The sequence below is a fragment of the Streptomyces sp. NBC_00239 genome (assembly GCF_036194065.1).
Taxonomy (GTDB): Bacteria; Actinomycetota; Actinomycetes; order Streptomycetales; family Streptomycetaceae; genus Streptomyces.
In genome coordinates this window covers 6840867-6866343 of the sequence record NZ_CP108095.1, presented here as the reverse complement: position 1 = coordinate 6866343, position 25477 = coordinate 6840867, and the positions used below count along the sequence as shown (strand labels likewise).

Here is a 25477-nt window from a genome sequence, read left to right as displayed (position 1 = left end):
TGTGCACTCCGCTCTCTTCCTGATCGAGTTCGGCGCGATCATCCTCGGCCTCGGCCTGCTCGGTCGGGTCGCCGGACGCCTGAAGTTCTCCCCCATCCCCCTCTACCTCCTGGCCGGCCTCGCCTTCGGTACCGGCGGACTGCTGCCCATGGGAGCGAGCGAGGAGTTCGTCGCGATCGGCGCCGAGATCGGCGTCATCCTGCTCCTGCTGATGCTGGGCCTGGAGTACACGGCCTCGGATCTGGTCTCCAACCTCAAAACCCAGTACCCGGCCGGACTGGTCGACTTCGGCCTCAACGCCGTACCCGGCGCCGTGGCAGCACTCTTGATGGGCTGGGGCCCGGTCGCCGCCGTGGTCCTGGCCGGCGTCACCTGGATCTCCTCCTCCGGGGTGATCGCCAAGGTCATGGGAGACCTGGGCCGTGTCGGCAACCGCGAGACCCCGGTGATCCTGTCCATCCTGGTCCTCGAAGACCTCGCGATGGCGGTCTACCTGCCGATCATCACCGCCCTCCTCGCCGGCGTGAGTCTCGCCGCCGGCAGCGCGACCCTGGCCATCGCCCTCGGCGTCGCAGGAGCGGTCCTGTTCATCGCCGTGCGCTTCGGGCGCCACATCTCCCGCTTCGTCTCCAGTGACGACCCTGAGAAGCTCCTCCTCGTCGTCCTCGGCCTGACCCTGCTGGTGGCGGGCATCGCCCAGCAGCTCCAGGTCTCCGCTGCCGTCGGCGCCTTCCTCGTCGGCATCGCCCTCTCCGGCGAGGTCGCCGAAGGCACCCACACCCTGCTCAGCCCGCTGCGCGACCTGTTCGCAGCGGTGTTCTTCGTCTTCTTCGGCCTGCACACCGACCCCGCGAGCATCCCGCCCGTCCTGCTGCCCGCGCTCGCGCTCGCCGTGGTCACGGCCGGTACGAAGATCGCCACTGGGTACTGGGCCGCAAAGCGCGCCGGCGTCGGGGTCAAGGGGCGCTGGCGCGCCGGTGGCACGCTGGTGGCCCGCGGCGAGTTCTCCATCGTCATCGCCGGGTTGGCCGTCACGGCCGGCATCGAGCCCGCGATGGGACCGCTCGCGACCGCGTACGTCCTGATCCTCGTGGTGATCGGACCGCTCACCGCCCGCTACACCGAACCCGTGGCCGCATGGGTGAGCAGCCGCCGCAACCCGCCGGGAACGGTCACCCTGGCCGCGGTGCCGTCCCAGCCGGGATCCCCGGAGGACCTCAAGGACCAGGCCCAGGATCCGGCCGGCCGCGCGTGAGCGAGGACACCTGGGCGGCGATCACCAGCCGGGAGACCGTGCTGCTGCTCGCCGCCCTGGCCGTCTACCTCGGCGGCGCGGTCGGCTTCGCCCACCGCCTGCCCCGCCTCCTGGCACGTCACCCGGGCTGGCGCCGGGACACCGAACACGACCCCGTCTCCAGCGCCCTCACCCTCACCCTGCTGATCGTCCTGTGGCCGGCGACCGCCGTGTGCCTGGCCCGCAAGCTCGCCGCCGCTCGCCGCGATCGGTGACCAGGCCGTCTGCGGGACGGCCCTCACCACGAACACGCAATTCCCGCGCCCACGCTCATGCTGATGTACGGAGGTACACATGCTCACCGTTGTACAGGCGGCCACGATCGCGATGGCCCTTGGAGTCGGGACCGCCGGCGTCTGGACGATCGTGACCGGCCGTGTCGCCTTCCCGTGGCTTCGCCGCAGCGTGCGGCGGCCGGTTGTCTGGGGCGTGGGAGCGCTCGTCATGGCGGGGGCGCTCGCGGGGGCGCCCGCATTGCCCTTCACGGCCTTCGTGCCGCTTCTGATGGCCGGTGTCGCCCTGGTCGGATTCGCGCAGGTCTCCCGCCCGTCAAACGCGCCTAGGTCACTCGGTGCCGCCACCGACCGGTTCGGACCTGCCGTGTTCGCCGAGCCAGCGGGCGAGTTTGCCCCGGCGGCCAACAGCGCGCAGCCTGCGCTCGGTCGCCTGCCGGGTCGCCGAAGTGGTGACCAGGAGCAGCTCATCGCCGGCGGCGAGGACCGTGTCAGGGCCGGGTACCTGGGTGACGCCGCCGCGGACGAGAAGGGTGATCACCGCGGGCGGTGGGAGCCGTAGTTCGAAGACGGCGACGCCGTGGAGGCGTGAGCCGGGCGGGATGGTGACGGTCAGCAGGTCGGCGTCGAGGACGTCCAGGGGCGCGCTCTCGACTTGGATCTCCCGCACGGCCCCCGGCCGGGCGATGTGCAGGAGGCGGGCGGCGGCGGGCAGGGTGGGGCCCTGGACGAGGGTGAAGACGACGACGAGGACGAAGACGATGTTGAGCAGGTGCCGGGAGCCCTCGACGGCCGCGACGATCGGGAACGTGGCCAGGACGATCGGCACGGCGCCGCGCAGGCCCGCCCAGGAGATGAAGGCCTGTTCCCGCCACGGCGTGCGGAAGGGCAGCAGGCAGGCGGCGACCGAGACGGGGCGGGCGATCAGCAGCAGAACCAGGCCGACTGCGAGGGCGGGCAGGACGGCTGAGGGAAGTTCGCTGGGGTCGACGAGCAGGCCGAGCATGACGAACAGGCCGATCTGGGCGAGCCATCCGGTGCCCTCGGCGAAGGAGCGGGTCGCCGCGCGGTGGGGCAGGTGCGAGTTGCCCAGGACCAGCCCGGCCAGGTAGGCGGCGATGATGCCGCTCGCGTTGACGAAGCCGCCGGCGGCGAAGGCGATGATGCCGAACCCGACGGTCGCCAGCGGATAGAGGCCGGTGGCCGGCAGCGCGATGTGCCGCAGTGCGGCCACCCCGATCCGGCCGACGGCCAGCCCCAGCAGACCGCCGACGACGAGCTGGTAGACGACGTTGCCGAGGATCGCGGCCGGGCCGGGGAGGTCGGCGACGGCGGTGGAGAAGACCAGGACCAGGATGATGGTCGGGGCGTCGTTGAACCCCGACTCCGCCTCCAGCAGCCCCGTGGTCTTGCGCGGCAGGGGCAGGGAGCGCAGGACGGCGAAGACCGCGGCGGCGTCGGTGGAGGAGACGATCGCGCCCAACAGCAGGGCCAGATGCCAGTCCATGCAGAGGAGGTAGTGGGCCCCGGCGCCCGTGACCGCCACGGACACGGCAACCCCGGCGGTGGCCAGCACACCGGCCGGTGCCAGCCGGCGCCTGACGTCGGGCCAGTGCGTGCTCAGGCCGCCCTCGACGAGGATGACGGCCAAGCCCGCGGTGCCCAGGGACTGGGCGAGCTGCGCGTCGTCGAACTCGATACCGATCACGTCCTCGCCCGCGATCACACCGACGGCGAGGAACAGCAGCAGGCTCGGCAAGCCGAGCCGGTGCGCGGCCCGGGCGGCGGCGATGCTGGCCATGAGGACGACACCGCCCACCAGCAGCACCAGATACAGCTGCTGCAGCGTCACGGCATACCCCTAGGACCTTGGCCGGCGCAGGCGGCGCAGGCGGTTGCCCTCGAGGAGGTTCACCGCGAGCGCGGCCATGATCAGGCCGGCCGCCAGCAGCAGCCCGTGCGGGACCAGTACCCCGGTGACCACGGCGGCCAGGGCCAGCAGCATGGCCAGCCAGGCCCGGCCGCGCCGGTACTCGCGGGGCCGTCGGGGGCGGCCCTTGCCCAGGCCGCGGGCGAAGTGGGGATCGTCGTGCCACAGCGCGGCTTCGAGGTCGGCGATCCGCTCGTCATCGTAGTCGGTCATGGCCTTGCCTCCTTTCCATCGGTCAGGCGAGTGCGAAGTAGCGCAGCCACACGTACGCCCCGGCCAGCACGGTGGTGACGGCGGTGACAACCAGCCCGTATCGGCTGAACTGCCAGAAGGAGATGTGGTGTCCGGCGCGGTCGGCGATGCCGACGGTGACGACGTTGGCGGAGGAGGCGATGATCGTGGCATTGCCCGCGAGGTCCGCACCGAGGGCGAAGGACCACCACAACACCTGCGCCTGCTCGCCTCCTCCGGAGGCGGCGACGATCTCGGAGACGACCGGGCTGGTCGAGGCGACGAAGGGGATGTTGTCGATCACCGCGGACGGCACGATCGACCCGAACAGCAGGGCCATGCTCGCCCCGAACAGGTTGCCGTCCAGTACGCGGGCAGCGGCCTGGCCGAGGTCGGTGAGGACCCCCGTCTGGACCATGGCACCGACCATCACGAACAGGCCGGCGAAGAACGCCAGGGTCTCCCACTCGACGTCCGCCGCGACCTTGCGCGCATCCAGCCGGGAGACGGCGAGGAGGATCAGACCACCAGAGATCGCCACCACCGACGGCTCCAGGTGGAGGGTGGTGTGCAGGACGAAGCAGGCCATCACGATCGTGACGACGATGCCGCTGACGGCCAGGAGCCGGGGGGCGGTGATGGCGTCCCGCTCGCGCATGGCCATGACGTGCGCGGCCCGCTTGGGGTCGTAGGAGAACGCACCGCGGAACATCCAGCGGGCCATCACCGCGAACACCACGACCAGCAGCGCCGCGATGGGCGCCATGTGGAGCAGGAAGTCGTTGAAGGAGAGCCCGGCGCGGGAGCCGATCATGATGTTCGGCGGGTCGCCGATCAGGGTGGCGGCTCCGCCGATGTTGCAGGCCATCACCTCGGCGATCAAGTAGGGCACGACCGGGACGCCGAGCTTGGTGCAGACCGCGATGGTCACGGGGGCGATCAGCAGGACGGTGGTGACGTTGTCCAGCCACGCGGAGAGGAACGCGGTCGCGAGGATGAGGAGCACCATGAGCCGGTAGGGGCGGCCGTGCGACCGTTTGGCGGCCCAGATCGCGACGAACTCGAACAGGCCGGTGCGTTTGAGGACGGAGACGATCAGCATCATGCCCAGGAGCAGGAAGATGACGTTCCAGTCGATGCCGGCCACGTCGGAGAAGAAGGCGTGCTCGGGGCTGGTCGCCCCGATGAGCAGCATGACGACCGCACCGCCCAGGGCTGCGGCGACCCGGTGGACCTTCTCCGTGGCGATCAGTACGTAGACGGTCCCGAACACCGCCACGGCCAGCCACGCGGTGACACTCATGACGGGCCTGCCCAGCAGATCCGGGGGTGAGGCGGCGACGGGGGCGGGGTCGTCATCGGCGCGGCTCCGTTCACAGGTGCTGCCACGAGCACCCGCCCCGCGAGGGCCCGCCCACAGCGGGTGCTCCAGGTCCCCACCATCACCTGGCGCCCCTGCCCGGCGCATCGGGGCCAGCACCCATCTTCACGACCGACGCGGAGGGACCTCCCGTTGGCAGCCCCCGCTGTGAGCGGTCGCGGTGGCAGGCTCCGCGCCCCGAACCGGTATGGGCGACAACAGCTCCCTTGGACCGGCCAGTGCCTCGCATGCAACGCGCACACCGCCGCGGCACGCACGGCGCCGGCGATGGCCGCTCGCCGGAATGCACCGCCCGCTGCCTCGTACGGTCGACGGGCCTCCGAGTGCTCCACCCAGCACAAGGTCAAAGAATGGCAAAGAGGGCATATCCAGGAGAGAGGATGCAGGGAGATGGTTCGCCATGGTCCAGGAGCTGCTGACCGCACTGGCCCTCACGGGCGCCGCCGGTGCGCTGTACGTGGCAGCGGCAGCCCGGGTGGTCAGGCAATATGAGAGGGGCGTTGTGCTGCGCTTCGGTCGCCTGCGCGGCCAGGTCCGGGGGCCCGGGTTTGCCATGGTCGTTCCGGGCGTGGACCGGATGCACAAGGTGAACATGCAGATCGTGACGATGCCAGTGCCCGCCCAGGACGGCATCACCCGCGACAACGTCACAGTCCGGGTGGACGCCGTCATCTACTTCAAGGTCGTCGACCCGGTCGACGCGATCATCCGCGTCGAGGACTACCGGTTCGCCGTTTCCCAGATGGCGCAGACCTCGCTCCGGTCCATCCTCGGCAAAAGCGATCTCGACGAGCTGCTCTCCAACCGCGAGAAGCTGAACCAGGGCCTGGAACTGATGATGGACAGCCCGGCTGTCGAGTGGGGTGTGAACATCGACCGGGTGGAGATCAAGGACGTTTCCCTCCCGGAGACGATGAAACGGTCGATGGCGCGGCAAGCCGAGGCCGACCGCGAACGCCGGGCAAGGATCATCAACGCCGATGCCGAGCTCCAGGCGTCCAAGAAGCTGGCGGAAGCCGCCGCCGTGATGTCCGACCAGCCCGCCGCCCTCCAGCTCAGGCTGCTGCAGACGGTGGTCGCGGTCGCCGCCGAGAAGAACTCCACCCTCGTCCTGCCTTTCCCCGTCGAGCTGCTGCGCTTCCTCGAACGGGCCACCCCGCCACAGTCCGCCGCACACAAGGCTTCGCCCGCTGTCACGCTGCCCAGGCCCCCATAGCAGGGAGACGGCCGTCCGGATCCCCAGCATCGAACGGCACCAGCCCCGCCCTGCCTGACGGAATGCCAGAATCCGCGGTGAACCGGAGGGCCGCCTGATACCGGGGAGCCTGCACGGGGGTCAGGCCACCCGCGCGTACCCCTCGGCCCCGGCGCGGCCCAGGCGAACAGAGCCCATGTCCCCTTCTGCCACCCACCGTCGGCGGGCCGGGCGTGATCTTAGCGCGGCCCGCCCGCAGCTATGCGCGGGCCAGTGACCTGCGGCAAGGGCGGCCTTTGGAGATAACATCACGGCAGCACCAGGCGCGTGTGCGGAAGTGCTGGTGCTCGACGCGTTCGCGGCGCAGGACGAGGACGGCGATGTTGACGACCGTGAAGACGCACAGGAGCAGGAAGGCGGTGGTGTCGCCGAGGCCGGCGATCTCTCCGGTGGAGACCAGGCCGATGGCGAGGAGCGAGACGAAGACGATGCCGACGACCGGGGTACGGCGCCTTGGCAGGACACGGCCCATGGCGCGGGGCAGGATGTGTTCGTTGGCCATGCCCGCCATCATGATGTTGATCAGGGTCGAGTTCGTGACGGATCTCTGCCCAGTCCTCACGAGGATCACCCTTCCCCCTGGCCTTGATCACCAAGGCCAGATTCAGACGAAGAGCACCACGTGGATCACTTTTGATACGCCGTCAGAGGGCCCGAGTGCAACCGTCGCCGAGAGATGCCGTTCCTTGGCCGGCAGGCAGTTCGCGGGGCTGGGGCGGGCTGCGCAATGCAACCGGTTCAGGAGGTGACGGCGGCATGAGCCAGGGCAGCGGTCTCCTGCGGCGTACCGTCGATCGGGATGGCCGCGCCCGTTTCGTCGTCGCCCAGCGGTTCGAGGTCGGCAAACTGCGAATCGAGCAGACCGGGCGGCATGAAGTGGCCCTTTCGCGCAGTGATCCGTGCGGCGATCAGCTCGGGCGAGCCATCGAGGTGCAGAAAGAAGACCTGCGCTGCGGCGGAGGCCAGCCGGTCACGGTAGCGCCGCTTCAATGCTGAACATGACACCACTCCACCGCCCTCCGCGTGATCGGCCAGCCACCGTGCGATCTCGTCCAGCCAGGGACGGCGGTCTTCGTCGCCGAGCGGATGGCCGGCTCGTATCTTCGCCACATTGGCTGCCGGGTGGAAGTCGTCCGCCTCGGCGTAAGGAACACCGAGGCGCTGCGCCAGCAGCTGGCCCACCGTGGTCTTTCCCGAGGCCGACACGCCCATGATCACGACCAGTGGAGCGGTGTTGTGAGACATCCGTCCAGGCTAGGGCCTGCCTTCGGGTCTTGCCCGCTACAGGTCGATGACGACCTTGACGTCGTCCGGCTGCGGCGTGAACGCTTCTGCCGCGCGCTCCAGCGGCACCCGCCGGGTGATCAGGCGCTCAAGCCATGACAGGTCGGCCGTGGCCAGCGCGTCGGCAGCCTGGCGGTAGTGGCGCAGGTTGGCGTTGACCGAGCCCACGACCGCGTCGTTCTCCAGCACGATCTCCCTGTTGATGGCGCCCGCGTCCACGCTCACCCTGCGGCCGGCGGGCGACACACCGGTCAGGCACACCACCCCGTAGGGCGCGGTGCCCGTCAATGAGGCGAAGACGAGCTCGCTCGCGCCCGTGGCTTCGATGACGACATCTGGGCACACATCGGAGATGACCTGCTCAATGCCCTCGGCGTGGAAAGCGGCACCCAAGTCCCGTACCAGAGCGGGCTTGGGCCCTTCGGTCACCCGATCGAGTACATGAACCTCCAGTCCGCGCTGTGTGCCCAGGAGGGCGGCCAGCAGGCCGATGGGCCCCGCACCGGTCACCAGGGCGCGACGCGGCTCGAACCACGAGCGGGCACCGACACGCTCGACCTGTTCCCATGCCTTTGCCACCACGGTGGTCGGTTCCATGAGGACCCCGACGCGCTGCAGATGCGGCTCCAGCTTCACCGCGTAGCCGGCTTCCACGCACCACACCTGCGCGCCATATCCGTCGATCTCCTTGATACCGCGTTCGGTGTAGCGGCCGTTGCGGCACATGTCGAACTCGCCGCGTGCGCAGGCCCCGCACGGCTCAGGGTCCGGTCGGCGCACCACTCCGGCAACAAGGTCACCGGCCGAGAAGCCGCTGCCAGGTGGCGCCTGCCGCACCCGCCCGAGTGATTCATGCCCCAGTACCAGCCGCTCACGGCCCGGAGGAGCCCAGCCGTACTCGCCTCGGGCGATCTCCCTGTCCGTACCGCACACCCCCACCACCAGGCCCTGCACCAGCAGCTCGCCGGTCGCCGGGACGGGGTCGGGCACATCCCTCACCTCTAGGGATTCCTTCTCACCGGGCCGCACGGTCAATGCACGCATCGCCAACCTCATCCCCTCTCGTCCGTCGGCGCGTGAGGTCCGTACGTGCCGCTGCTTGACGTCTGTCCCGCCGTGGTCCTCCCGCTCAGAGCTTTTCAGCACCAGCCTGCCGGGATGGAGCGACACGTCCGTGCGCCGCTGTGCTGCCACCCGGAAGGGATGAGCAGCTCACGTGCTGGTGCGTGCGACGTGGGCCCGTTCCGCTTCATGAGCTGTCCATCGCGGTAGGGGTCACACCCATACTGGGAGACAGTTACCCGCGAGGATCCGGGTGAAGTCTGGTTGTCGCCTTACCTGGAGCGGGTGCGGCGGCGGGTGTCGAGACTGAGGAGTTCAAAGCTCGGCACTCGATACTCCGCCCCCTGCTGGACTACGGCAGGGGTTCATTTGGGGAGCCGGTTCGCACTGCTGCCGGCTGGCTCAGTCCGACGCGCTGGCGGACACTGTCCTGCCCCGCGGGACGCGACCTGGCAGGCGTAGGGGTCACCTGAAGGCACCCCGTCCCGTATCACGCACCGCTGCTGGGCGAAGCACACAAGGCCTGCGGATCCTTGCAGTCGCGGGCCACAGCGCGGCAGGGTGCGCCCGGCCGGCCGCGAGCGAGGTGCGGCAGTCTCCCTATGCGCCCGTGCCGCTCAGGAAGATGCCAGGCGTTCCCGCAGTTCATTGAGGTAGCCGTCATAGGCCGCAGCGACATCCTCCAGATCAATCATCGGAGGAAGGTCCATGACTGGCTGATGCTCGAGCAGGAACGCGGCCGTCTCTCGGACGACGAATTGCTCGGCGGCGCTGTCGACGCCCAAGTCCTTCAAGACGTTGGGGCTGGCCCGGAACCGGAACTCAGCCTCCCTCGCGTCTCCTGGGACCCGGAGCAGGTATTCGTGGTCACCCAGCGGCTGGACGCCGTAATCTGCAGAGTTATCGGACATATCGGCACTCTACTCGCAGGCGTGAGACCCATGCGCGCCAGCCGGAACTCGGCTGCGCGCCTGCGGATCGCGGCTAGTACTCCAGCCGGACTTTGATGTTTTGCCTGGTCAACGGCTTGGGTGTGGCTTGGGCACACACCGTGTTTACTTTCTACAGGTCGTCCTGAATGCCACTTGCTGGTCGGCGATTGTGTGGGCCGAGCGTGAAAGGGGAGGGTGTAATCGCGCGCAGTCGTCATGCGGGTCGATGTTCAGATGCGCGCGGCATCTCTCCTGGTGTGGGTGGGCGCGTTTTGCCGTGCGGAGCCAGTTCTCGCCCAGTCTTGCGCAGAACGGAGCGTACGAACATGCGCCGGCGCCAGTCCGATGATGACCAAAGCGGCGTCGGACGGCCCGAACCCCAGTACGGGCCGCCCCCAGTACCCCCAGTCACCACGGGTCGAGACCGTGGCTGGAACGAGAGCTGCGCCTGCTGCAGCCCACCGCGCGTTCCATCGGCGTCCTCGGAGGCTTCGGTCGGCTCGCCGCACTGCCGGCCCTGGGGCCTCCGGTCCGTGTGGCGACGACATGGCCGGGTTGGATGCGTTGCTGGTGGGATGTCGCACCTGCCCAAGCAGCATGATGGCCATGGTGCGCCGAGCAGTTCGGGCGCTGCGGTGCTCCGACGCTGGGTTCCTGGCCGACTTTCGTGGCCATGATGGGCCGACGGCGATGGTTGATCACGTGAGGGCCAGCGGCCGTCTCGACGACACCCGCTGATTAAGGGTGGTTCGCGGATGCCCCCGGTGTCGCGGCTGCACGGCGCGTTCGGTGTTCGGAGGTGGGAGCAGGAGGTTCCACATCGCCGGCCCGCAGTCAGGCGTTCGACGGAACAACGGCGGCCTGCGTCAATTGGCCAGTGCTGGACGGCCGCGTGGCGTCCGAAGTCGGTAGCGCAGGTAGAGGTATGAGTTCTGTCGACGGGCGCTGATCAGGTCCGTCCACACCGGCCGGTTCGGCAGCAGTTCGAGCCCGGAGACGACTCCGGGACGGGGTGTGTCAGCCCGGCCGGCCAGCACTGGGGACGCCGTGAGGAACAGCTCGTCAAGCAGGCCCTCGCCGAGCAGGTATCCGATGAGCCGCGGTCCACCCTCGGTGAGCACCAGGGTGTGTCCCTGGACGCGGAGGGCCGCGAGGACGTCGGCCATTCTGAGGGCCGATCCTTCGACCGCGGTGAGTATCGCGCATGTCGGCGGCAGCCGTCCCTCCAGTCGGCGGGCGCCGACCGCGGTAGTGGCCACGAGCGCGCCCGACTGCAGCGCTGGATGCTCAGTGGGCAGATCTCCGCTCGCTGTGACGAAGACCAGTTGTGGTCGGGTGGCGCGTCCCAGGCTGCGCCTTAGCTCGGCGAAGTCGGGTGCGGCTTGAGGGCAGACATGGTCGGGCGTCCACAGGTGGCGGGGTGTGGCCCGCAACGTGCCGGCTCCGATGAGGATCGTGTCGGCGCATGCGCGCAGCAGTCCCATGACGAAGCGGTCCGCGGGTTCACGCCCGCTGATCGCCGAGCCGGAGGAAGGGTATTCGGGACCGAGGGCGACCACTCCGTCAAGGGAGGTGACGAAGTTGGCGTACACGCACGGCGAAATGAAACCCAGATCGCCGCCGTACGCCGTGGCGAGCGCCGCAGGAAGACCGAAGCCGGGTGGCCCTGCCTCCTCGTACAGCAAGTCCAAGGGGTCCAACGAACCTGCGTGTGGTCCGTCGGCGGGGTATGCGGTGCTGTCTTCAGCCATGTCCGGCCAGGCCGCGTTGACCGCACAACGTGAAGAATTCGCCCCGCAGTTGCGGATCCTCGTCGTAGGTACCCCGCCAGTGGGTGGTGCGGGTGCTGGACTCGATCTCCCGTACACCGCGCATCTGCGTACACAGATGCACCGCTTCCAAATGGACTGCAACACCGTGCGGCAGCATGATTTGCTGCAAGGATTCGGCGAGTTGGTGGCCGATGCGTTCTTGCACCGAGAAGCGGCGGGCGAACAGCCGTACCAGCCTGGTCAGCTTCGAGAGCCCGAGGATGTGCTCGTGTGCGATGTACCCGACATACGCCTTGCCGAAGAACGGCAAAGCGTGATGCTCACAGAGAGCGAAGAACGGGATCGGTCCTTCGACGATCTGGCTGATCCGGCAGTCCGACCCACCATGGCATTCGGTCTCGAAGGCGGTGACCAGCTTTTCGTCGCCTTCGTACCCGCTCGTGGCGTCGAAGAGGGCGCGCAGAAAGCGGCGGGGCGTGTCGGCCGTGGCCGCTGACCCGACGGCCAAGCCCAGCGCCTCGAAGATCTCCTTAAGGTTGCCCTCGAACCGCTGCCACTCCTCCGGGGTGATCTGCCGTGGAGACACGGCCGCCCACTCGATCTCGTCCGTGACGGGTATGAGGCTTTCCCCGACCAGCCCCGCCACGGGCGGGGGACCGTTCATCTGCGGCAGCTGATCATTCATAAGCAGCTCCAAGATGCGAGATCACCGCTGGAGTCGATCACATCCATTATCGACTGATTTCCGCATGACTGCCTGAGAACACGAAGCCACTGCGCAGCGCAGTGGCATCGGGGCGATGCGTGCACCCCGGTGCCTTCATCCCGATACTCAGCTGCGGAGCATCTCGGCAAGCACCTCGGCTTCACTGATCTCCGGATGCTTCGTTGCGGTGAGCAGCGTCAAAGTCCCGTCTTTGGCGAGGTCGCGCAGGTGCGCCAGAGCGTCTGCGTGTTCGGGATCCTTGAGCTCGGTCCGGTAGCGCCGGCTGAATTCCGTGAATCGCTCGGGGTCGTGGCTGTACCACTTGCGCAGTTGCGTGGACGGGGCGACTTGCTTGCACCACTCGTCGAGATGAGCCTTGTCCTTGGTCATCCCCCGGGGCCAGATCCGGTCGACCAGCACTCTCACGCCGTCACTCTGCGCCGGATCCTCGTAGACGCGGCGCACGTGTACCTTCCTACTACGAGCCATTGAAGGACCTCCTCGTGAGCCGGGTACTCGGCTTCCTCCGTGTCACACGTAGTAGCGAGTGATGATCTCGAGCCGCGCTACTTCGTCGGGCCCTGGATAGGCCACCAGGACCGGCAGGCCGCTGGGGTCCCGGCCTTCGATGAGGGTGAATCCCTCACTCTCCCGGGTGTAGACGTGGTCGGAGCGGGCTCTGAGTACGCGCTCGCACCGCTGGAAGTCCTCAGGGCCGTCCGCTGTCCAGATGACGTACTGCGCCCCAACGTGGCCGACCGGGTGGGCGGCGTGGGGGCCGACGGCGCGGAGGTACACCTGGAAGCCGGCTCGGCCCACGAGCAGCGCGGCGGTGGTGGTGCGTACGGTGACCTTCATGTTCAGCAGCTCTTGGTAGAAGTCCGCCGATGCGTCGTGGTCGTGGACGAACACCACGACCGATGCCAGCCGTGGCCCGCGCGTGTCCGGTCCGCTATCAGTCGGCTCCGGATGCGGGTCGCTGGGTGCCGCTTCGTGGGTATGGGGCATGAGGACCTTTCCGCCGTGACCGCGATGGCAGGCTTCAATTTTGTGCGGGTTCTTGGTCCTGATTCCACGCTACCGGGCCCGCGTACGGTCCGCCGTTACACGCTGGCGGCCCCTGGGCGATACCAGCCAGGGTGGTCAGCTTGGCCAGGCGATGAACCCTCCCACGATGGTGCCGTAGGCGAGGTGCGCGGCGAGGGTGACGATGGGTGTGCCCCGTCCGTAGTTGAGCATGAGGAAGCCTGGGGGTTCGAGCAGGGCGACATCGGGCGCGCTGGTCTGGGGTGAGCCCATGCGCGGGTGGACGAGGGGCAGCAGGATGTTGACGAGCGCGGTTGCGGCGAAAAGGCCGTGGACGAGGCCGAAGGCGGTGCCCAGCCACCAGCTGCTGTAGTCGAGGGCGGCGAAGACCGCGTAGTAGAGCAGGGCGAAGATCAGTCCGTTGACGAAGTGTGCTCCATAGCCGAGGGCCTTGGCGCGGGTCCGGTCGCTGGTGAAGGCGGTGCCCAGGAGGAACGGCAGATCGATGCGGGTGACGTTGAAGGTATTGGCTGCCCGCAAGCCCGTGGTGAGGACCAGGGTGCCGACGAAGCCGCCCGCCAGCGCGGCCCAGATGCTCATCGTGTGGCCTCCCCGATCGCGCAGGCGGCGCTGATCAGGGCCAGGTGGGACAGGCCCTGGGGCATGTTGCCGAGGAAGGCGCCCGTGGTGGGGTCGATCTCTTCACTGTAGAGGCCGACCCCATTGCCGAGGGCCACAAGCTGGTCCATCAGGGACACAGCCTCGTCGATGCGGCCGCATCCCGCGAGGGCTTCGGCCAGCCAGAAGGAGCACGCGAGGAAGGCACCCTCACGGCCAGGGACACCGTCGGAGCCGAGGTAGCGGCTGACGTAGGGGCCCTCGCGGAGGGTCTCCTGGACGGCGGAGACGGTGCCGCGCAGGCGTCCGTCGTCTTGCGGGCGGTAGCCGTGCAGCAGGCCGAGCAGGAGGCTTGCGTCCAGGTCGTCGCTGCCGGCGGAGCGCATGTAGCTGTTGAGCCGCTCGCTGAAGCAGCGGGTTTCGACGAATTCGGCGATGGCCTGTCGTTCGCGCTGCCATCGGGCCGAGTGCCGGTCCGGGATCAACTGCCGCCTGGCCAGGTCCACGGCCCGGTCGAGGGCGATCCAGCACATCATCTTGGACTGGGTGAAGTGTTCCGGTGAGCTGCGGACCTCCCAGATACCCGCGTCGGGCTGCTGCCAGATGGTGCAGACGAAGTCAGCGGTCTCGGCCAGCCGGCGGGCGATGTCGGCATCGAGTCGATGGCCCGCGGTGGTGTAGAGCCACGCGGTCTGCAGCAGCTCCCCGTAGGTGTCCAGCTGGACCTGGCCTGCGGCTGCGTTGCCCACACGTACAGGCGTCGAGCCTCGATAGCCCGACAGGGGCAGGGCCTGCTCGGGTGCCCGGGTGCCGCCGTTGAGGCGGTACAGGACGTTCAGGTGGGGGTGAGTGAGCTGGGAGGCGTGCATGAGCCACCACAGGTAGCTGGTCGCTTCCGGCGCGCAGCCCAGCTTGAGGAAGGCGTCCAGGGTGAAGGCGGAGTCGCGGATCCAGCTGAAGCGGTAGTCCCAGTTGCGCTCCCCGCCCAGCTCCTCGGGCAGCGAGCAGGTCGCGGCAGCGGCGACCGCGCCGGAGGGGGCGAAGACCAGGAGCTTGAGGGCGAGGGCGCTGCGCAGTACGGCGTCACGCCACGGTCCGGTGTAGGTGCGGTCGTCCGACCACTGCCGCCAGGTCGCGGTGGTGTGGTCCAGGCGGGCTTCGCATTCGGCACGGGTGGGGAGCACCAGTGGTTCTTGGTATGCGTAGGGCAACGCGATCAGAGCCCGGGTACCGGATTCGGCTCGGAACCGGGCGGTGACGGAGTCGGCCGTGCACTGCGGGTGGCCGGCGTCCCAGGCACAGACGGCGACGGCTTCGGCGCCGCAGACGGCCACCGGTACGCCCGCTCGGCGCGCCACGATTGGTATGCGGGCGCCGTAGCCGAAGCGCGGCTGAACGCTCCAGCTCATTGGGACGCTGCCCGACAGGCCCTCGATCCGGCGGACGAGCTCCCGTCCGGGAGCCAGCGAGGCGGTGTCGGGGAGCGTGAGGGCGTCGGTCACGCGGACGGTCCCGCCTGCGGTGGTGAAGGTCGTCTCCAGCACATTGGTGCCGGGAAGATAGCGGCGCGCCACGGTGTGCGGCACATCGGGCCGCAGGAGAAAGCTGCCGCCGCGGGCCTGGTCGAGGACGGCGGCGAAGAGGGTCGATGAGTCCAGATCCGGCCAGCTCAGCCAGTCCACCGCTCCGTCGCGGGCGATGAGCGCGACACAGCGGCCGTCCCCGATCGCTGCGTAGTCCCGTAGCTCTGCGTAGCCATCCAGTCGTGTCGGCGCGGTGGCGACCGAGTCATTCACGATGTCCGGTCCGGCTGCCCGCCGGGCACGACGACGACGGGCAGATGGGCGTTGTGCACGACCTCGGTACTGGTGGAGCCCAGAGTGAGGCGCCCCCATGCGCCTGAGCCCCGGCTGCCGACCACCAGGAGGCAGGCGTCCGCGCTCGCGTCCAGTAGGACCTGGGACGGGCGGCCCGGCTCAACCCTGATGTCGACCTCCACCGGCTCGCCGCCGACCTGTCCCCGGGCCTCCTCCACCGCCTTGGTGACCGCTTCCAACGTGCTGTCGCGCAGCTGCGTATCCAGATCGTGGAAACCGGAGGCGGCAAACCACTCGAGACCGCTGTACCGAGTGGTGAAGTCGTACGCGCATACGGCGCGGAGGCCGGTCCCGCGCAACTGCGCCTCCTGAAGGGCGAAGCGCAGGGCCGGGCCGGAGGCTGGAGAGCCGTCGGCGCCGACCACGATCGGTGCGGGAGGAGCGGCGTTCGTCATAGCGGGTGCCTCCAAGCCGAGTCCGGTGCTCCTGTGGAATCGCTGTCGGGTGCTGTTCTGCGGACCACGAGGGCGGTGATGTCGTCCCGCTGCTCTCCTGCGGTGTGGCGGCTGAGGTCTTCGGCCAGGTAGTCGGCGACCCGCCAGGAGGAGATGTGCTCCAACGCCTCCAGGCGCTCTGCAAGGGGATAGAAGGCTCCGGTGGCGTTGCGGGCCTCGGTGACACCGTCGCTGCAGCTGATCAGGGTGGCGCCCGTTGGGAACGGGAACCACGCGACGGTTCTGGGTTCGGAAGCGAGGTCCGCCAGACCCAGCGGTACCCCGGGGTTGCCGAGCGGCACTGGAGCGACCGGTCCGGCCTTCAACAGGTGGGGTGGAGGGTGGCCGCAGTTGACGGCCTGTGTTTCGGTCGAGGTGTCGACGCTCAGGATGAGGGCGGTGACGAAGCGTTCGGGCTCGCCGGTCTGCTGGGCGAAGGCGTTGTGCCGGACCACGGCCTGTTCGAGATAGTCCACGAGCGCGGTGAGGGTCGGCTCACGCGGAGCGGCCTCACGGAAAGCGCTGAGGACGGCGAAGGCGGCTCCGATCGCGGGCAGGCCCTTGCCCTGGACATCGCCGAAGAGCAGCCGCGTGCCGTAGGGCGAGGCCACCGCCTCGTAGACATCTCCCCCGACCAGCCTGTCCGCCTCCACCGGCAGGTACAACCCGTCGACGATCACCCGGTCGGTGAGGATCGGCAGGGGCCGCAGCATCTGCCGTTGCAGAGCGACCGCCGTGGACCGGACCCGCAGCAGTTCCCGCTCCCTCCGGATCCGCCAGTGGCAGCTCACCACGCACAGCACGCCGAGCACGACTGCCAGCAGCATGACGATCCCGTAGTCGTACGACGCGGGCAGGGGCCGGTACAGCAGAACCGCGGTGATGACGATCAGCACCCAGCCCACCGCGTAGGCGGTCTGCCGCACCGTGCCGACGACCGCCGGGAACGCGGGAAGCAGGATCAGCAGGGGGATGAGCCGCACTGTGCTGTCGTCGATCGTCAGCTCCAGCAGCACGACCGGTACGGTCGCCGCGACCACATACGCCATCGGAGCTCTGACGCCACCTCCGGGAGATGACTCGGCATCGTTCCCGAAGCGCGACATCAGCGGCGCGCCGGGCGTACGGGCCGCCACACGCCGACGTATCACCCATTCAGACTCCCGTGGTCCACTCGCCGCCGCAAGGCGACGGGCTTCCTGTCGCTCCGCCACGAAGAACCGCTGCTGAACGGCACAGCACTGATGCCGAGTGTGCAGCACGCTTGGACCACGCGGTGGTCACGAATCCAGCGGCTATGGATGGACGAACGACCAGCGCATCGACGCTGCTGAGGCCGTCAGGTCAGTGGCTGCCACGGACTGGTCGAGCCGCGCGGGGGATGACGGCAGGCGGTCGAGGAGGCGCCGCGCTGCCCACCATGGTCGGCACCCGTACCGCCGCGCTGCTCGTGAGACGGCTGAAAGCCTCGAGGGCCTCCGCCGCTGCGAGCGGGTACTCAAAGCGTGGTCTGCCCATAGGACGACCAGGAATACTCAAGGGTTCACTCTCGTCGAAGTCCACGATCCCAGCGGCTTGCGGGTGATGGCCTACCCTGCCCGGACGAAGTCGCACGGCTTGAAATCATCGCCCGCTACTATTTGTGATTCCCTCCTACACCCACGTTTATGGAGGCCAGCCATGGCCCGAAGGTCAGAAAGCGGTCTGCCGGATATGACCTCCGGCCGAGGGCGACGGGGCCAGAGTGCTGGTCGACCGAGCCTGGTCCCGAGGGCTGACCAAGCAGGAGCCTCACACCCCGATGAGTGGTGCAAGCGGGTCGCACCCCGGGGCCCTCACCGATGTCGTGCACGCTCCATGTCCACCCGCGTCCCCCGCATCGGGGTCCCCTCGCGGTTGAGCAGCTCTGGTGCCTGTCCGTCGTGGCAGGCGGCCGGTGTTCCGTCGGCGTGGACGACACGCCACCACGGCACGCCGTCGTCGAGCAGACTCATCGCCCGTCCTACCTGCCGTGCGGTCGTACCGATCCGCGTGGCGATGTCACCGTAGGAGGCAGCGGACCCAGCGGGGATGGTGATGACCACCTCACGGACTTCCTCGATGATGCTCATGGTGGCCTCAGGGGTGCGCCGGATAGGTCAGGTGCCCGTTGTGGACCTGCGCGTTCTTGTTCAGGACCGCTGGCTTCGTCGTCGTGGACGACATGATGTCCACGACCTCGGCTCCTTTGACGATCAGCGCATCGGTGATCAGTCGGCGGTGACAGCGCCACGGCACCGCCTCGCTACACATGATCGCCGGCCGTTCGTGGTGGGCCAGTTCGAGCAATTCGTCCAGCCCCTCCTTGAAGGCATCGCCTGCCATGTAGTCGGCGTAGTCACGGAAGGCTTTGACCCGCCAGGCACCGTTCACGCTCGGAACGCCCTTGGGGGTGTGCCGCCGGCCGCCCAGCTTCGGGATCCACCGGTATCCGATATCAGGAGGGAGGGCGTCAATGACCGCGTTCTGGTCCCATTGCGGAAACTTCCTCGACGAGGGAAACGACCGCACATCGACCAGGCAGGTGATCTCATTGCTCCGCAACATCTCCAGCACTTCCTCGAAGTCGCGCGTCGAATGCCCCACCGTACAGATACGGTTCGTCATCCTGCCGCCTCACTCACGCCACTCGATTGCCCGCCCCACCGGCCGGCCGTCAGCTCGCCCGCACTGCCGTACAGGCCCTTCGCTATTCACCGTACGAACCCGGCAGGACACTGCGCCACCTGGCTCGACGCGCCCCGTGGACCTCGGCCTCCTGCGCCGGAACGGTCGTATCTGATGTCCTGGCCCCGCTCAGGGTGCTCTCGGACAGGCCGGGGGTTGTCCAAGGCGGAGACGTTCACCCATGCGCTACCAGTCACTGTGAAAGCGGATTGATCATTGTCCACGGAATACCCGGTGCGGGCCGCAGCCAAGGCCCGCACGCTGACCGAACTGGAGACGCGGCTGGTGCGGTGCCGCGCCTGCCCACGCCTCGTGGCGTGGCGTGAGGAGACCGCCCTCGCCAAACGTCCCGCGTTCGCTGATTGGGAATACTGGGGGCGGCCGGTACCCGGGTTCGGGCCCGCGGACGCCGCCATGATGATCACAGGACTCGCGCCCGCCGCACACGGCGCGAATCGGACGGGCCGGATGTTCACCGGCGACCGGGCGGGCGACCTTCTGTACGCGACGCTGTACGAGCTCGGCCTGGCCTCCCAGGCAACGGCCACGGGCCTGGATGACGGGCTGGAACTGTACGGAGTCAGGGTCACCGCACCCGTGCACTGCGCTCCACCCGCCAATCGCCCCACGACCGGCGAGAGGGACACCTGCCGCGTGTGGCTGGTCCGGGAGGCACAGTTGATGCAACCGACCCTGCGCTCCGTCGTCGTGCTGGGCACCTTCGGCTGGCAGGCAGCCCTCTCGGCCCTGGAGGAGGCCGGCTGGAGCGTGCCCCCGCCGCGCCCGGCGTTCGGCCACGGCGTACGGACGACATTGACGCCGGCGGGCCCGACGGGCGCCGAGGTGACAGTGTTCGGCTGCTACCACGTGAGCCAGCGCAACGTGTTCACCGGCCGACTGACCCCAGCGATGCTGCGCCAGGTGCTCGCCGAGGCTGCGTACACGGCAGGCCTCCCCGTCGAACGACCGGGCCCAGGGTGACACCCTCCGGTACGACCGCCGAGACGTCCGGGAGTGGTGTGGCCATTGGACTCTCCTGCCCTGGTGGTCGGCCTCAGTCGTGCGCGACGACGGCGACCGGAGAGATGGAGTGATGCATCAACGCGTGGGCGATGGGGCCGATGTGGCCGCCGAAGTCGGACCGGCGGATGCGTCGGCCGACGACGACGAGGGCGGCGTCGGTCGCCGCGTGGAGAATCTGGGCCGCGGCCTGACCGATCGGGGCACGTGGTTCGACATGTACGTCGGTGAACCTGTCACGCCACGGGCTCAGCATCTCGTCCAGGGTGGTGGTGATGGCGTGGGCCATCTCGCTCTGGATACCCGGGTTGAGCGCTGGTGAGTAGCTGAGAATCGGCGGCGGGGTCCATCCGTGGACGACGATGAGCGTCGTGTCACGGTGGGCGGCTTCCTCGAAGGCGAAGGCGAGGAGATTGTCGCAGGGCTGACGGATGTCCAGCCCTGCCACGACGGGTCCGCTGGCGCGGCCGCCGTCGGGTGGCTTGCCCGTCCCATCGGCGGACCGCACCAGCACGACGGGGCGTTCGGTCTCGGCGATGGTCTCCGAGGCTACGGATCCGACGATGAAGCCGGCGACGACGCCGAGCCCGCGCGAGCCGATGGCCAGCAGGTCGGAGTCCTTCGCTGCGCGGGCGAGGGCCAGGGAGGGCAATCCGCCCACGCGACGTGTGGAGACCCCGAGGTCAGGGTGCTCGTGACGCAGCTCGTCGGCGGTGTCCCGCAGCAGGTTCTCCGCCCAGGCGCGCTGTGCCTCGGTGGTCGTGACGGGGAGCGGTGGATGTTCCAGCCATTCCTCGGCGTGGACCAGATCCAGGCGGGCGTGTCGGAGTTCGGCCTCGCCGGCGGCCCAGTGAGCGGCTGCCGTGCTTTCCGGTGTCCCGTCAAGACCTACAGTCACCTGGTTCTTCATGGTGTGCATCTCGTTTGGAGTGCGGGTCATGCTGACGGACTCCTCCGTGTTGCGGTGTCGGGTGTGACGAGTGGCATGTCGTCCTGCTCGTAGGTGAGCCGGTCGATGACGTCCACGACGCCGTCGACGCCGTACGACGAAGGCAGGGGCCGGTACATCGGAACTGCAGTGATGACGATCAGCACCCAGCCCACCGCGTAGGCAGTCGGTCGCATGTCGCACCGTGCCGACCACCGCCGGGAACGCGGGAAGCAGAATCAGCAGGGGATCAGCCGCACCGTGCGGTCATCAATCGTCAACTCCAGCAGCACGACCGGTACGGTCGCCGCGACCACGTAGGCCATCGGGGCTTGACGCCACCTCTAGGGATGGCTCGACCCCGCTCCCATCGCGCGACGTCACGGCGCGTCGGGCGCACGGGCCGCCACACGCCGACGAATCACCTATCCAGGCTCCTCCGCTCGAGGCAGCGCCGCAAGCGACGGGCTTCGCCCGGTGTGCGGCCACGGGCACGGTCGAGCCGGCCGGCTACGTCGCCAGGCGGTGTCCCGCTGCCCGATCGTCTTGCTGCATTGCCCGGCACGGGGCATGTGGTGCCCGCCCCGCAAGAGCGTCGGGTCGTATGCGGACGTATCCGGGGCGACTATCGAAGGGAGAGACGTGGTTCTCGCCCAGGCTGTGACACGGCCGGCGCGGGCCAGCACCGGCACAGCCCTCCACGCCGGGCGGGTAGATGCGCGGAGCCGAGAATCCTGGGGCAGCGGCCATCGTGCCAAGACCATGGGGAGAGGCAGCGAAGATGTCAGTCACCGAGCTCTATCTCGCGAACAATCGGGCCTATGCCTCTCGGCACACCGGCCCGCTTCCGAAGGAACCCTCCCAGCGCGTGGCCGTGGTTGCCTGCATGGATGCGCGGCAGGACATCTACGCGGTCCTGGGCCTGGAGGAGGGCGAAGCGAGTGTGATTCGCAATGCGGGGGGAGTGATCACTGAAGACGTCATCCGCTCGCTGGCCGTAAGCCAACAGTTGCTGGGAACGGACGAGATCATGCTCATCCACCACACTGACTGTCGGATGCTGACGTACCCCGGCTATCGGCTCAAGGAGCCGATCCTCAGCGAGTCGGGGCTTCGGCCCCCCTGGCCGGAAGATTCCTTTCACGACGTGGAGGTCGACGTACGATGGTCCATCAGCCGCGTCAAGGCGAGCCCCTACCTCCCCCACCGCGAATCCGTACGCGGTTTCGTGCTCGACATCGCCACAGGACTGCTTGAAGAAGTGAAGTAGCACGCCGTCGGGAAGTCGCGGGGCATTGCCTGATCGGTGGCGATGCGGATCGGGGTTCCGAACTGATGCGTAAGGCCCCCTCGCGGACCTTCAGCCGGTCGCGTCGGGGTGGTTGAGGAGTTGTGTCAGCGGAACGTTCACGTCGGCGAGTTCCTTTGCGTCGACTGCTTGGCCGGATGTGACGAGGGCGCGGATCGGGTCGGTGACGTCCCAGACGTTGACGTTCATGCCGGCGAGGACCCTGCCGTCGGAGAGCCAGAACGCGATGAACTCGCGGGTGTCCCTGCGGCCGCGGAAGACGACCTGGTCGTAGCCGCCTGGTTCGACGTAGCCGGTGTACTCCATGCCCAGGTCGTACTGGTCGGTGAAGAAGTACGGAACGCGGTCGTAGGCCACGTCCCGGCCGAGCATCGCCTTCGCCGCGACCTGCGGCTGGTTGACGGCGTTGGCCCAGTGCTCGACACGGATGTGCTTGCCCAGGAGCGGGTGGAAGGCGTTGGCGACGTCGCCTGCGGCGTAGATGTCCGGGTGTGAGGTGCGCAGGTGGGCGTCGACGCGGATGCCGTTGTCGACCTCCAGGCCGGCGGCGTCCGCGAGCTGGGTGTTGGGGGTGATACCGACTCCGACGATGACCGCGTCGGCAGTGATGCGGCTGCCGTCGGCCAGCAGCACGCCGGTCGCCCGGCCGTCGGCGCCGGTGATCTCGGCGACCTGGACACCGAAGCGCAGGTCCACCCCGTGATCGGTGTGCAGGTCGGCGAAGACCTGGGCCACCTCGCGGCCCAGCACGCGCAGCAGCGGCAGCTCCGCCATCTCCAGCACCGTGACCTCCACCCCGGCCGCGCGGGCGGCGGCCGCGGTCTCCAGACCGATCCAGCCGGCGCCGATCACCACGATGCGGGATGCAGACTCGAAAGCTTGCTTGAGACGGTCGCTGTCGGCGAGCCGGCGCAGGTAGAGCACTCCGTCGAGGTCGGCTCCGGGCACCGTCAGGCGACGCGGTGAGGACCCCGTGGTCAGAAGCAACTTTCCGTAGCCGATGCGGCTGCCGTCAGCGAGCGTCACCTCGTGTCCGGCCGGGTCGACCGCGGTGACTGTGGCGCCCAGGCGCAGATCCACGTCGTGCTCGGCGTACCACTGGGGAGGGTGGACGTAGACGGTGTCACGCTCGTCCTTGCCCAGCAGATAGCCCTTTGACAGCGGCGGCCTTTCGTAGGGGCGCTCGTTTTCGTCTCCGAGCAGCACGACGGGGCCGTCGAAGCCCTCTTCGCGGAGGGTCTGTGCTGCCTTCGCACCGGCCAGGCTGGCTCCGACGATCACGAATGCGTTGTTCGCGGCCATGTTCTCTCCTCTGCTGCGTTGGCTCGGCCCGCGGGCGGGTGGTGATCCGCACCCTGCCCTCGTCGCACGTGGCCAGGCCATCGTCGTCGATAGCCCTGCGCTGTCAGCGGTTGATGTGTTCCCCGGTGTGTCTGCCGATCGGTTGTCGCCGGTGACTGCCGGTGCTGGGACCGTTCGTCGACGGCCGTGTCAGGCGGCGGTGCGTGTCGCGTGTATTTCGGCGTCCAGTTGCTTGAACAGTTCATTGCCGGAGGCGGTGAACTTGGCGATGCCCTCATCCTCCAGCACACGCACCACGTCGTCGTAGGACACTCCGACCGTCTCCAGGTCGTTGAGTACCTGCTGGGATGCCTCATAGGTGCCGTGGATGGTGTCGCCCTGGATGTGGCCGTGGTCGGCGACCGCGCGCAGGGTCTGCTCGGGCATGGTGTTGACCACCCAGGGCGCCACCAGTTCGTCGACGTAGCGGGTGTCGGCGTAGGCGGGGTCCTTCACCCCGGTGGAGGCCCACAGCGGGCGCTGGGGGCGCATCCCAGCCGCGGCGAGCGCCTGCCACTCCTGGGAGGCAGCGGCCTGCTCGAAGTGCTGGTAGGCCAGGCGCGCGTTGGCGATCGCGGCCCGCCCGCGCAGGGCCAGTGCGGCCGGTGTGCCGATCTTGTCCAGTCGGCTGTCGATTTCGGTGTCCACCCGGCTGACGAAGAAGGAGGCCACCGATGCGATGGACGCCAGGTCACGACCCGCCGCATGGGCCTGACCCATGCCGTCGAGGAAGGCGCGGAGCACCTGGTCGTAGCGGTCGAGGGAGAAGATCAGTGTCACGTTGATGCTGATGCCTTCCGCGAGCGCCGTGCTGATCGCCTCCAGGCTGGGCTGGGTGGCGGGGATCTTCACGAACAGGTTCGGCCGGTCCACCAGCCACCACAGGGCCCGTGCCTCGGCGATCGTCGCCGCCGTGTCGTGGGCGACACGCGGGTCCACCTCCAGCGACACCCTTCCGTCCACGCCGCCGCTGGCCTCGTACACCGGTCGCAGGACGTCGCAGGCCCAGCGCACATCGAACGCCGTCAGCAGCCGGACGGCCTCCTCCACGCGCACCCCGCGCCGGGCCAGATCTCCGACCTGCTCGTCGTAGCGGGCACCCGAGCGGATCGCCTTGGCGAAGATCGTCGGATTGCTGGTAATACCCACCACCTGCTGCTCCCGCACCAAGTCGGCCAGCCCGCCACCGGCGAGCCGCTCCCGGCTCAGATCATCCAGCCAGACCGCCACGCCTTCAGCGGACAGCCGGTCCAGGTTCTCACTCATGATCTTCTCCTTCGCGTCGTCTCGCGAGATGCCGGCCACGTACCGCCCGGCTCCCCTGCGGACCGAGCACAGACCTCCTTCACACACGCCCCATTGGCAGGGCCAGGCACGCTCGCACCGCTAGCTGCGGCGCGAAGTTCCACACAGCACCGGCCCGGGTAAGGGGCGAGGACCGCGGCAATCCCAGATGCCTGAAGGCCGGTGAGGAAACCGCCGAGGAAGGCATGGTTGATCGAGCACACCAGGTCGGGCGATCGGGCGGCCAGCGGGTGGAAGGGGCAGTTCAGCAGCCGCACCTCGGTCGGAGCCTGCCGGTCGGGCTCGAAGCCGTGCTCCTCCAACACGGATTCCGAAAGCGTGAGAGAACGCTCGGGGCCCAGACGGCCGGGACGGCTGCTGGCGCGTGTCGCAGCCCCGAGCGCCTCACCGCGGTGGCGGGCCGTGCGCAATGCAGCGGACTGCGCGTCCTCGCCCGGCTGCTGGCCGAGGACCGCGTCGATGAGGATCTCCGCCAAGAGGTCGGGGCGGCGCTCGGGGATGGAGATGCGGATGTCGGTGTCCGCCGGCTCGTACACCTTGGGCTTGCGGCCCACCCTGCGGATGCCGCCCGGGTGGTCGTATCGGGATGTCAGCAGCCCGGCCGCGGCCAGTTTGTCGAGGTGGAAGGCGGCCAGCTTGGCCGAGATACCGGCATCGGCGGCGGCCTCCTCGCGCGTCACCGGCCGGTGGGCGCGCCGTATGAAGCCATACAGCCTGCGGCGTACCTCGTCCCCGAGCACCGAGACCGCTTCCACTCCCGAAACGGTGTGGGCCTGAGGAGGAGCCGGGGTCGGGTCAGGGGTCATACATCAACGATAACTCCAATCCACGTG

General features: G+C 68.7%; 26 protein-coding genes and 1 pseudogene. 5 read left to right on the top strand and 22 right to left on the bottom strand.

The features are described from left to right. Position 1: 1 nt before the first annotated feature. Positions 2-1255: a cation:proton antiporter gene (locus OG764_RS30435; protein ID WP_033215621.1), complete on the top strand. Its 1254-nt coding sequence runs from the start codon at positions 2-4 to the stop codon at positions 1253-1255. Continuing rightward, on the top strand, positions 1252-1509 hold the full coding sequence (locus OG764_RS30430; RefSeq protein ID WP_033215619.1) for a hypothetical protein: 258 nt from the start codon (positions 1252-1254) through the stop codon (positions 1507-1509). The genes OG764_RS30435 and OG764_RS30430 overlap by 4 nt, the downstream gene beginning before the upstream one ends. Before the next feature lie 349 nt (positions 1510-1858). Here OG764_RS30430 and OG764_RS30425 read toward each other — a convergent pair whose 3' ends face one another. The 3 genes from OG764_RS30425 to OG764_RS30415 are packed head-to-tail and all read right to left on the bottom strand — an operon-like array spanning position 1859 to position 4991. After that, the gene (locus tag OG764_RS30425) at positions 1859-3379 is read right to left on the bottom strand and encodes a potassium/proton antiporter (protein ID WP_033215617.1); all 1521 of its coding nucleotides are present in this window, start codon (positions 3377-3379) and stop codon (positions 1859-1861) included. Positions 3380-3388: 9 nt separating this feature from the next. Beyond that, complete coding sequence (locus OG764_RS30420; RefSeq protein ID WP_033215615.1) at positions 3389-3670, bottom strand: DUF3040 domain-containing protein; 282 nt, start codon at positions 3668-3670, stop codon at positions 3389-3391. Positions 3671-3692: 22 nt separating this feature from the next. Further along, complete coding sequence (locus OG764_RS30415; protein WP_328971565.1) at positions 3693-4991, bottom strand: ArsB/NhaD family transporter; 1299 nt, start codon at positions 4989-4991, stop codon at positions 3693-3695. 478 nt (positions 4992-5469) lie between these two features. Between OG764_RS30415 and OG764_RS30410 the strand changes: the two genes are divergently transcribed. After that, a complete protein-coding gene (locus OG764_RS30410; RefSeq protein ID WP_051762643.1) occupies positions 5470-6285 on the top strand; it encodes a slipin family protein in 816 nt (271 codons plus the stop codon). A gap of 307 nt (positions 6286-6592) precedes the next feature. Here OG764_RS30410 and OG764_RS30405 read toward each other — a convergent pair. From OG764_RS30405 to OG764_RS30335, 14 genes and pseudogenes are all read right to left on the bottom strand, one after another. Continuing rightward, a pseudogene (locus tag OG764_RS30405) lies at positions 6593-6868 on the bottom strand (amino acid permease); the annotation flags it as partial. 194 nt (positions 6869-7062) lie between these two features. Further along, on the bottom strand, positions 7063-7569 hold the full coding sequence (locus tag OG764_RS30400; RefSeq protein WP_033215608.1) for a gluconokinase: 507 nt from the start codon (positions 7567-7569) through the stop codon (positions 7063-7065). A gap of 36 nt (positions 7570-7605) precedes the next feature. After that, on the bottom strand, positions 7606-8652 hold the full coding sequence (locus OG764_RS30395) for a glucose 1-dehydrogenase (protein ID WP_033215834.1): 1047 nt from the start codon (positions 8650-8652) through the stop codon (positions 7606-7608). A gap of 635 nt (positions 8653-9287) precedes the next feature. Then, entirely contained in the window at positions 9288-9581 is a 294-nt protein-coding gene (locus OG764_RS30390) for a hypothetical protein (RefSeq protein WP_033215607.1), read from the bottom strand. Between the two features lie 887 nt (positions 9582-10468). After that, the gene (locus OG764_RS30380; protein ID WP_158711735.1) at positions 10469-11293 is read right to left on the bottom strand and encodes a dihydrofolate reductase family protein; all 825 of its coding nucleotides are present in this window, start codon (positions 11291-11293) and stop codon (positions 10469-10471) included. Positions 11294-11345: 52 nt separating this feature from the next. Then, positions 11346-12059, bottom strand: coding sequence for a GTP cyclohydrolase I (gene folE, locus OG764_RS30375; RefSeq protein WP_051762622.1), 714 nt, complete (start codon positions 12057-12059; stop codon positions 11346-11348). Positions 12060-12206: 147 nt separating this feature from the next. Further along, on the bottom strand, positions 12207-12569 hold the full coding sequence (locus OG764_RS30370; protein ID WP_033215603.1) for a DUF488 domain-containing protein: 363 nt from the start codon (positions 12567-12569) through the stop codon (positions 12207-12209). Positions 12570-12611: 42 nt separating this feature from the next. Beyond that, positions 12612-13088: a VOC family protein gene (locus tag OG764_RS30365; protein WP_244290655.1), complete on the bottom strand. Its 477-nt coding sequence runs from the start codon at positions 13086-13088 to the stop codon at positions 12612-12614. 135 nt (positions 13089-13223) lie between these two features. Beyond that, positions 13224-13706, bottom strand: a complete 483-nt coding sequence (locus OG764_RS30360) for a hypothetical protein (RefSeq protein ID WP_033215599.1) — start codon at positions 13704-13706, stop codon at positions 13224-13226. After that, positions 13703-15520, bottom strand: coding sequence for a glycoside hydrolase family 15 protein (locus OG764_RS30355; protein WP_033215584.1), 1818 nt, complete (start codon positions 15518-15520; stop codon positions 13703-13705). The genes OG764_RS30360 and OG764_RS30355 overlap by 4 nt, the downstream gene beginning before the upstream one ends. After that, complete coding sequence (locus OG764_RS30350) at positions 15517-15996, bottom strand: universal stress protein (protein WP_033215582.1); 480 nt, start codon at positions 15994-15996, stop codon at positions 15517-15519. Before OG764_RS30350 ends, OG764_RS30355 begins: the two co-directional genes overlap by 4 nt. Next, entirely contained in the window at positions 15993-17084 is a 1092-nt protein-coding gene (locus OG764_RS30345) for a PP2C family protein-serine/threonine phosphatase (RefSeq protein ID WP_051762620.1), read from the bottom strand. The genes OG764_RS30350 and OG764_RS30345 overlap by 4 nt, the downstream gene beginning before the upstream one ends. 786 nt (positions 17085-17870) lie before the next feature. Continuing rightward, entirely contained in the window at positions 17871-18146 is a 276-nt protein-coding gene (locus OG764_RS30340) for an MGMT family protein (RefSeq protein ID WP_033215581.1), read from the bottom strand. A 7-nt stretch (positions 18147-18153) separates the two neighbouring features. Next, on the bottom strand, positions 18154-18681 hold the full coding sequence (locus OG764_RS30335) for a DUF488 domain-containing protein (protein WP_033215580.1): 528 nt from the start codon (positions 18679-18681) through the stop codon (positions 18154-18156). Positions 18682-18957: 276 nt separating this feature from the next. Between OG764_RS30335 and OG764_RS30330 the strand changes: the two genes are divergently transcribed. Beyond that, positions 18958-19722: a uracil-DNA glycosylase gene (locus OG764_RS30330; RefSeq protein WP_051762618.1), complete on the top strand. Its 765-nt coding sequence runs from the start codon at positions 18958-18960 to the stop codon at positions 19720-19722. A gap of 73 nt (positions 19723-19795) precedes the next feature. Here the strand turns inward: OG764_RS30330 and OG764_RS30325 are convergent, their stop codons facing one another. Continuing rightward, on the bottom strand, positions 19796-20701 hold the full coding sequence (locus tag OG764_RS30325) for a universal stress protein (RefSeq protein ID WP_244290654.1): 906 nt from the start codon (positions 20699-20701) through the stop codon (positions 19796-19798). Continuing rightward, positions 20698-20886 (bottom strand): hypothetical protein, encoded by a 189-nt coding sequence (locus OG764_RS30320; protein ID WP_033215577.1) that lies wholly within the window; start codon positions 20884-20886, stop codon positions 20698-20700. The genes OG764_RS30325 and OG764_RS30320 overlap by 4 nt, the downstream gene beginning before the upstream one ends. Positions 20887-21470: 584 nt before the next feature. Here OG764_RS30320 and OG764_RS30315 point away from each other — a divergent pair. Next, positions 21471-21959, top strand: coding sequence for a beta-class carbonic anhydrase (locus OG764_RS30315; protein WP_033215575.1), 489 nt, complete (start codon positions 21471-21473; stop codon positions 21957-21959). A gap of 90 nt (positions 21960-22049) precedes the next feature. On the opposite strand, the gene OG764_RS30310 is transcribed toward OG764_RS30315, so the two are convergent. From OG764_RS30310 to OG764_RS30300, 3 genes are all read right to left on the bottom strand, one after another. Beyond that, entirely contained in the window at positions 22050-23300 is a 1251-nt protein-coding gene (locus OG764_RS30310; protein WP_033215573.1) for an NAD(P)/FAD-dependent oxidoreductase, read from the bottom strand. A 189-nt stretch (positions 23301-23489) separates the two neighbouring features. Next, a complete protein-coding gene (tal, locus tag OG764_RS30305) occupies positions 23490-24605 on the bottom strand; it encodes a transaldolase (protein WP_033215827.1) in 1116 nt (371 codons plus the stop codon). Continuing rightward, on the bottom strand, positions 24602-25399 hold the full coding sequence (locus tag OG764_RS30300) for a helix-turn-helix transcriptional regulator (RefSeq protein ID WP_328971564.1): 798 nt from the start codon (positions 25397-25399) through the stop codon (positions 24602-24604). The genes tal and OG764_RS30300 overlap by 4 nt, the downstream gene beginning before the upstream one ends. Positions 25400-25477: the final 78 nt, after the last annotated feature.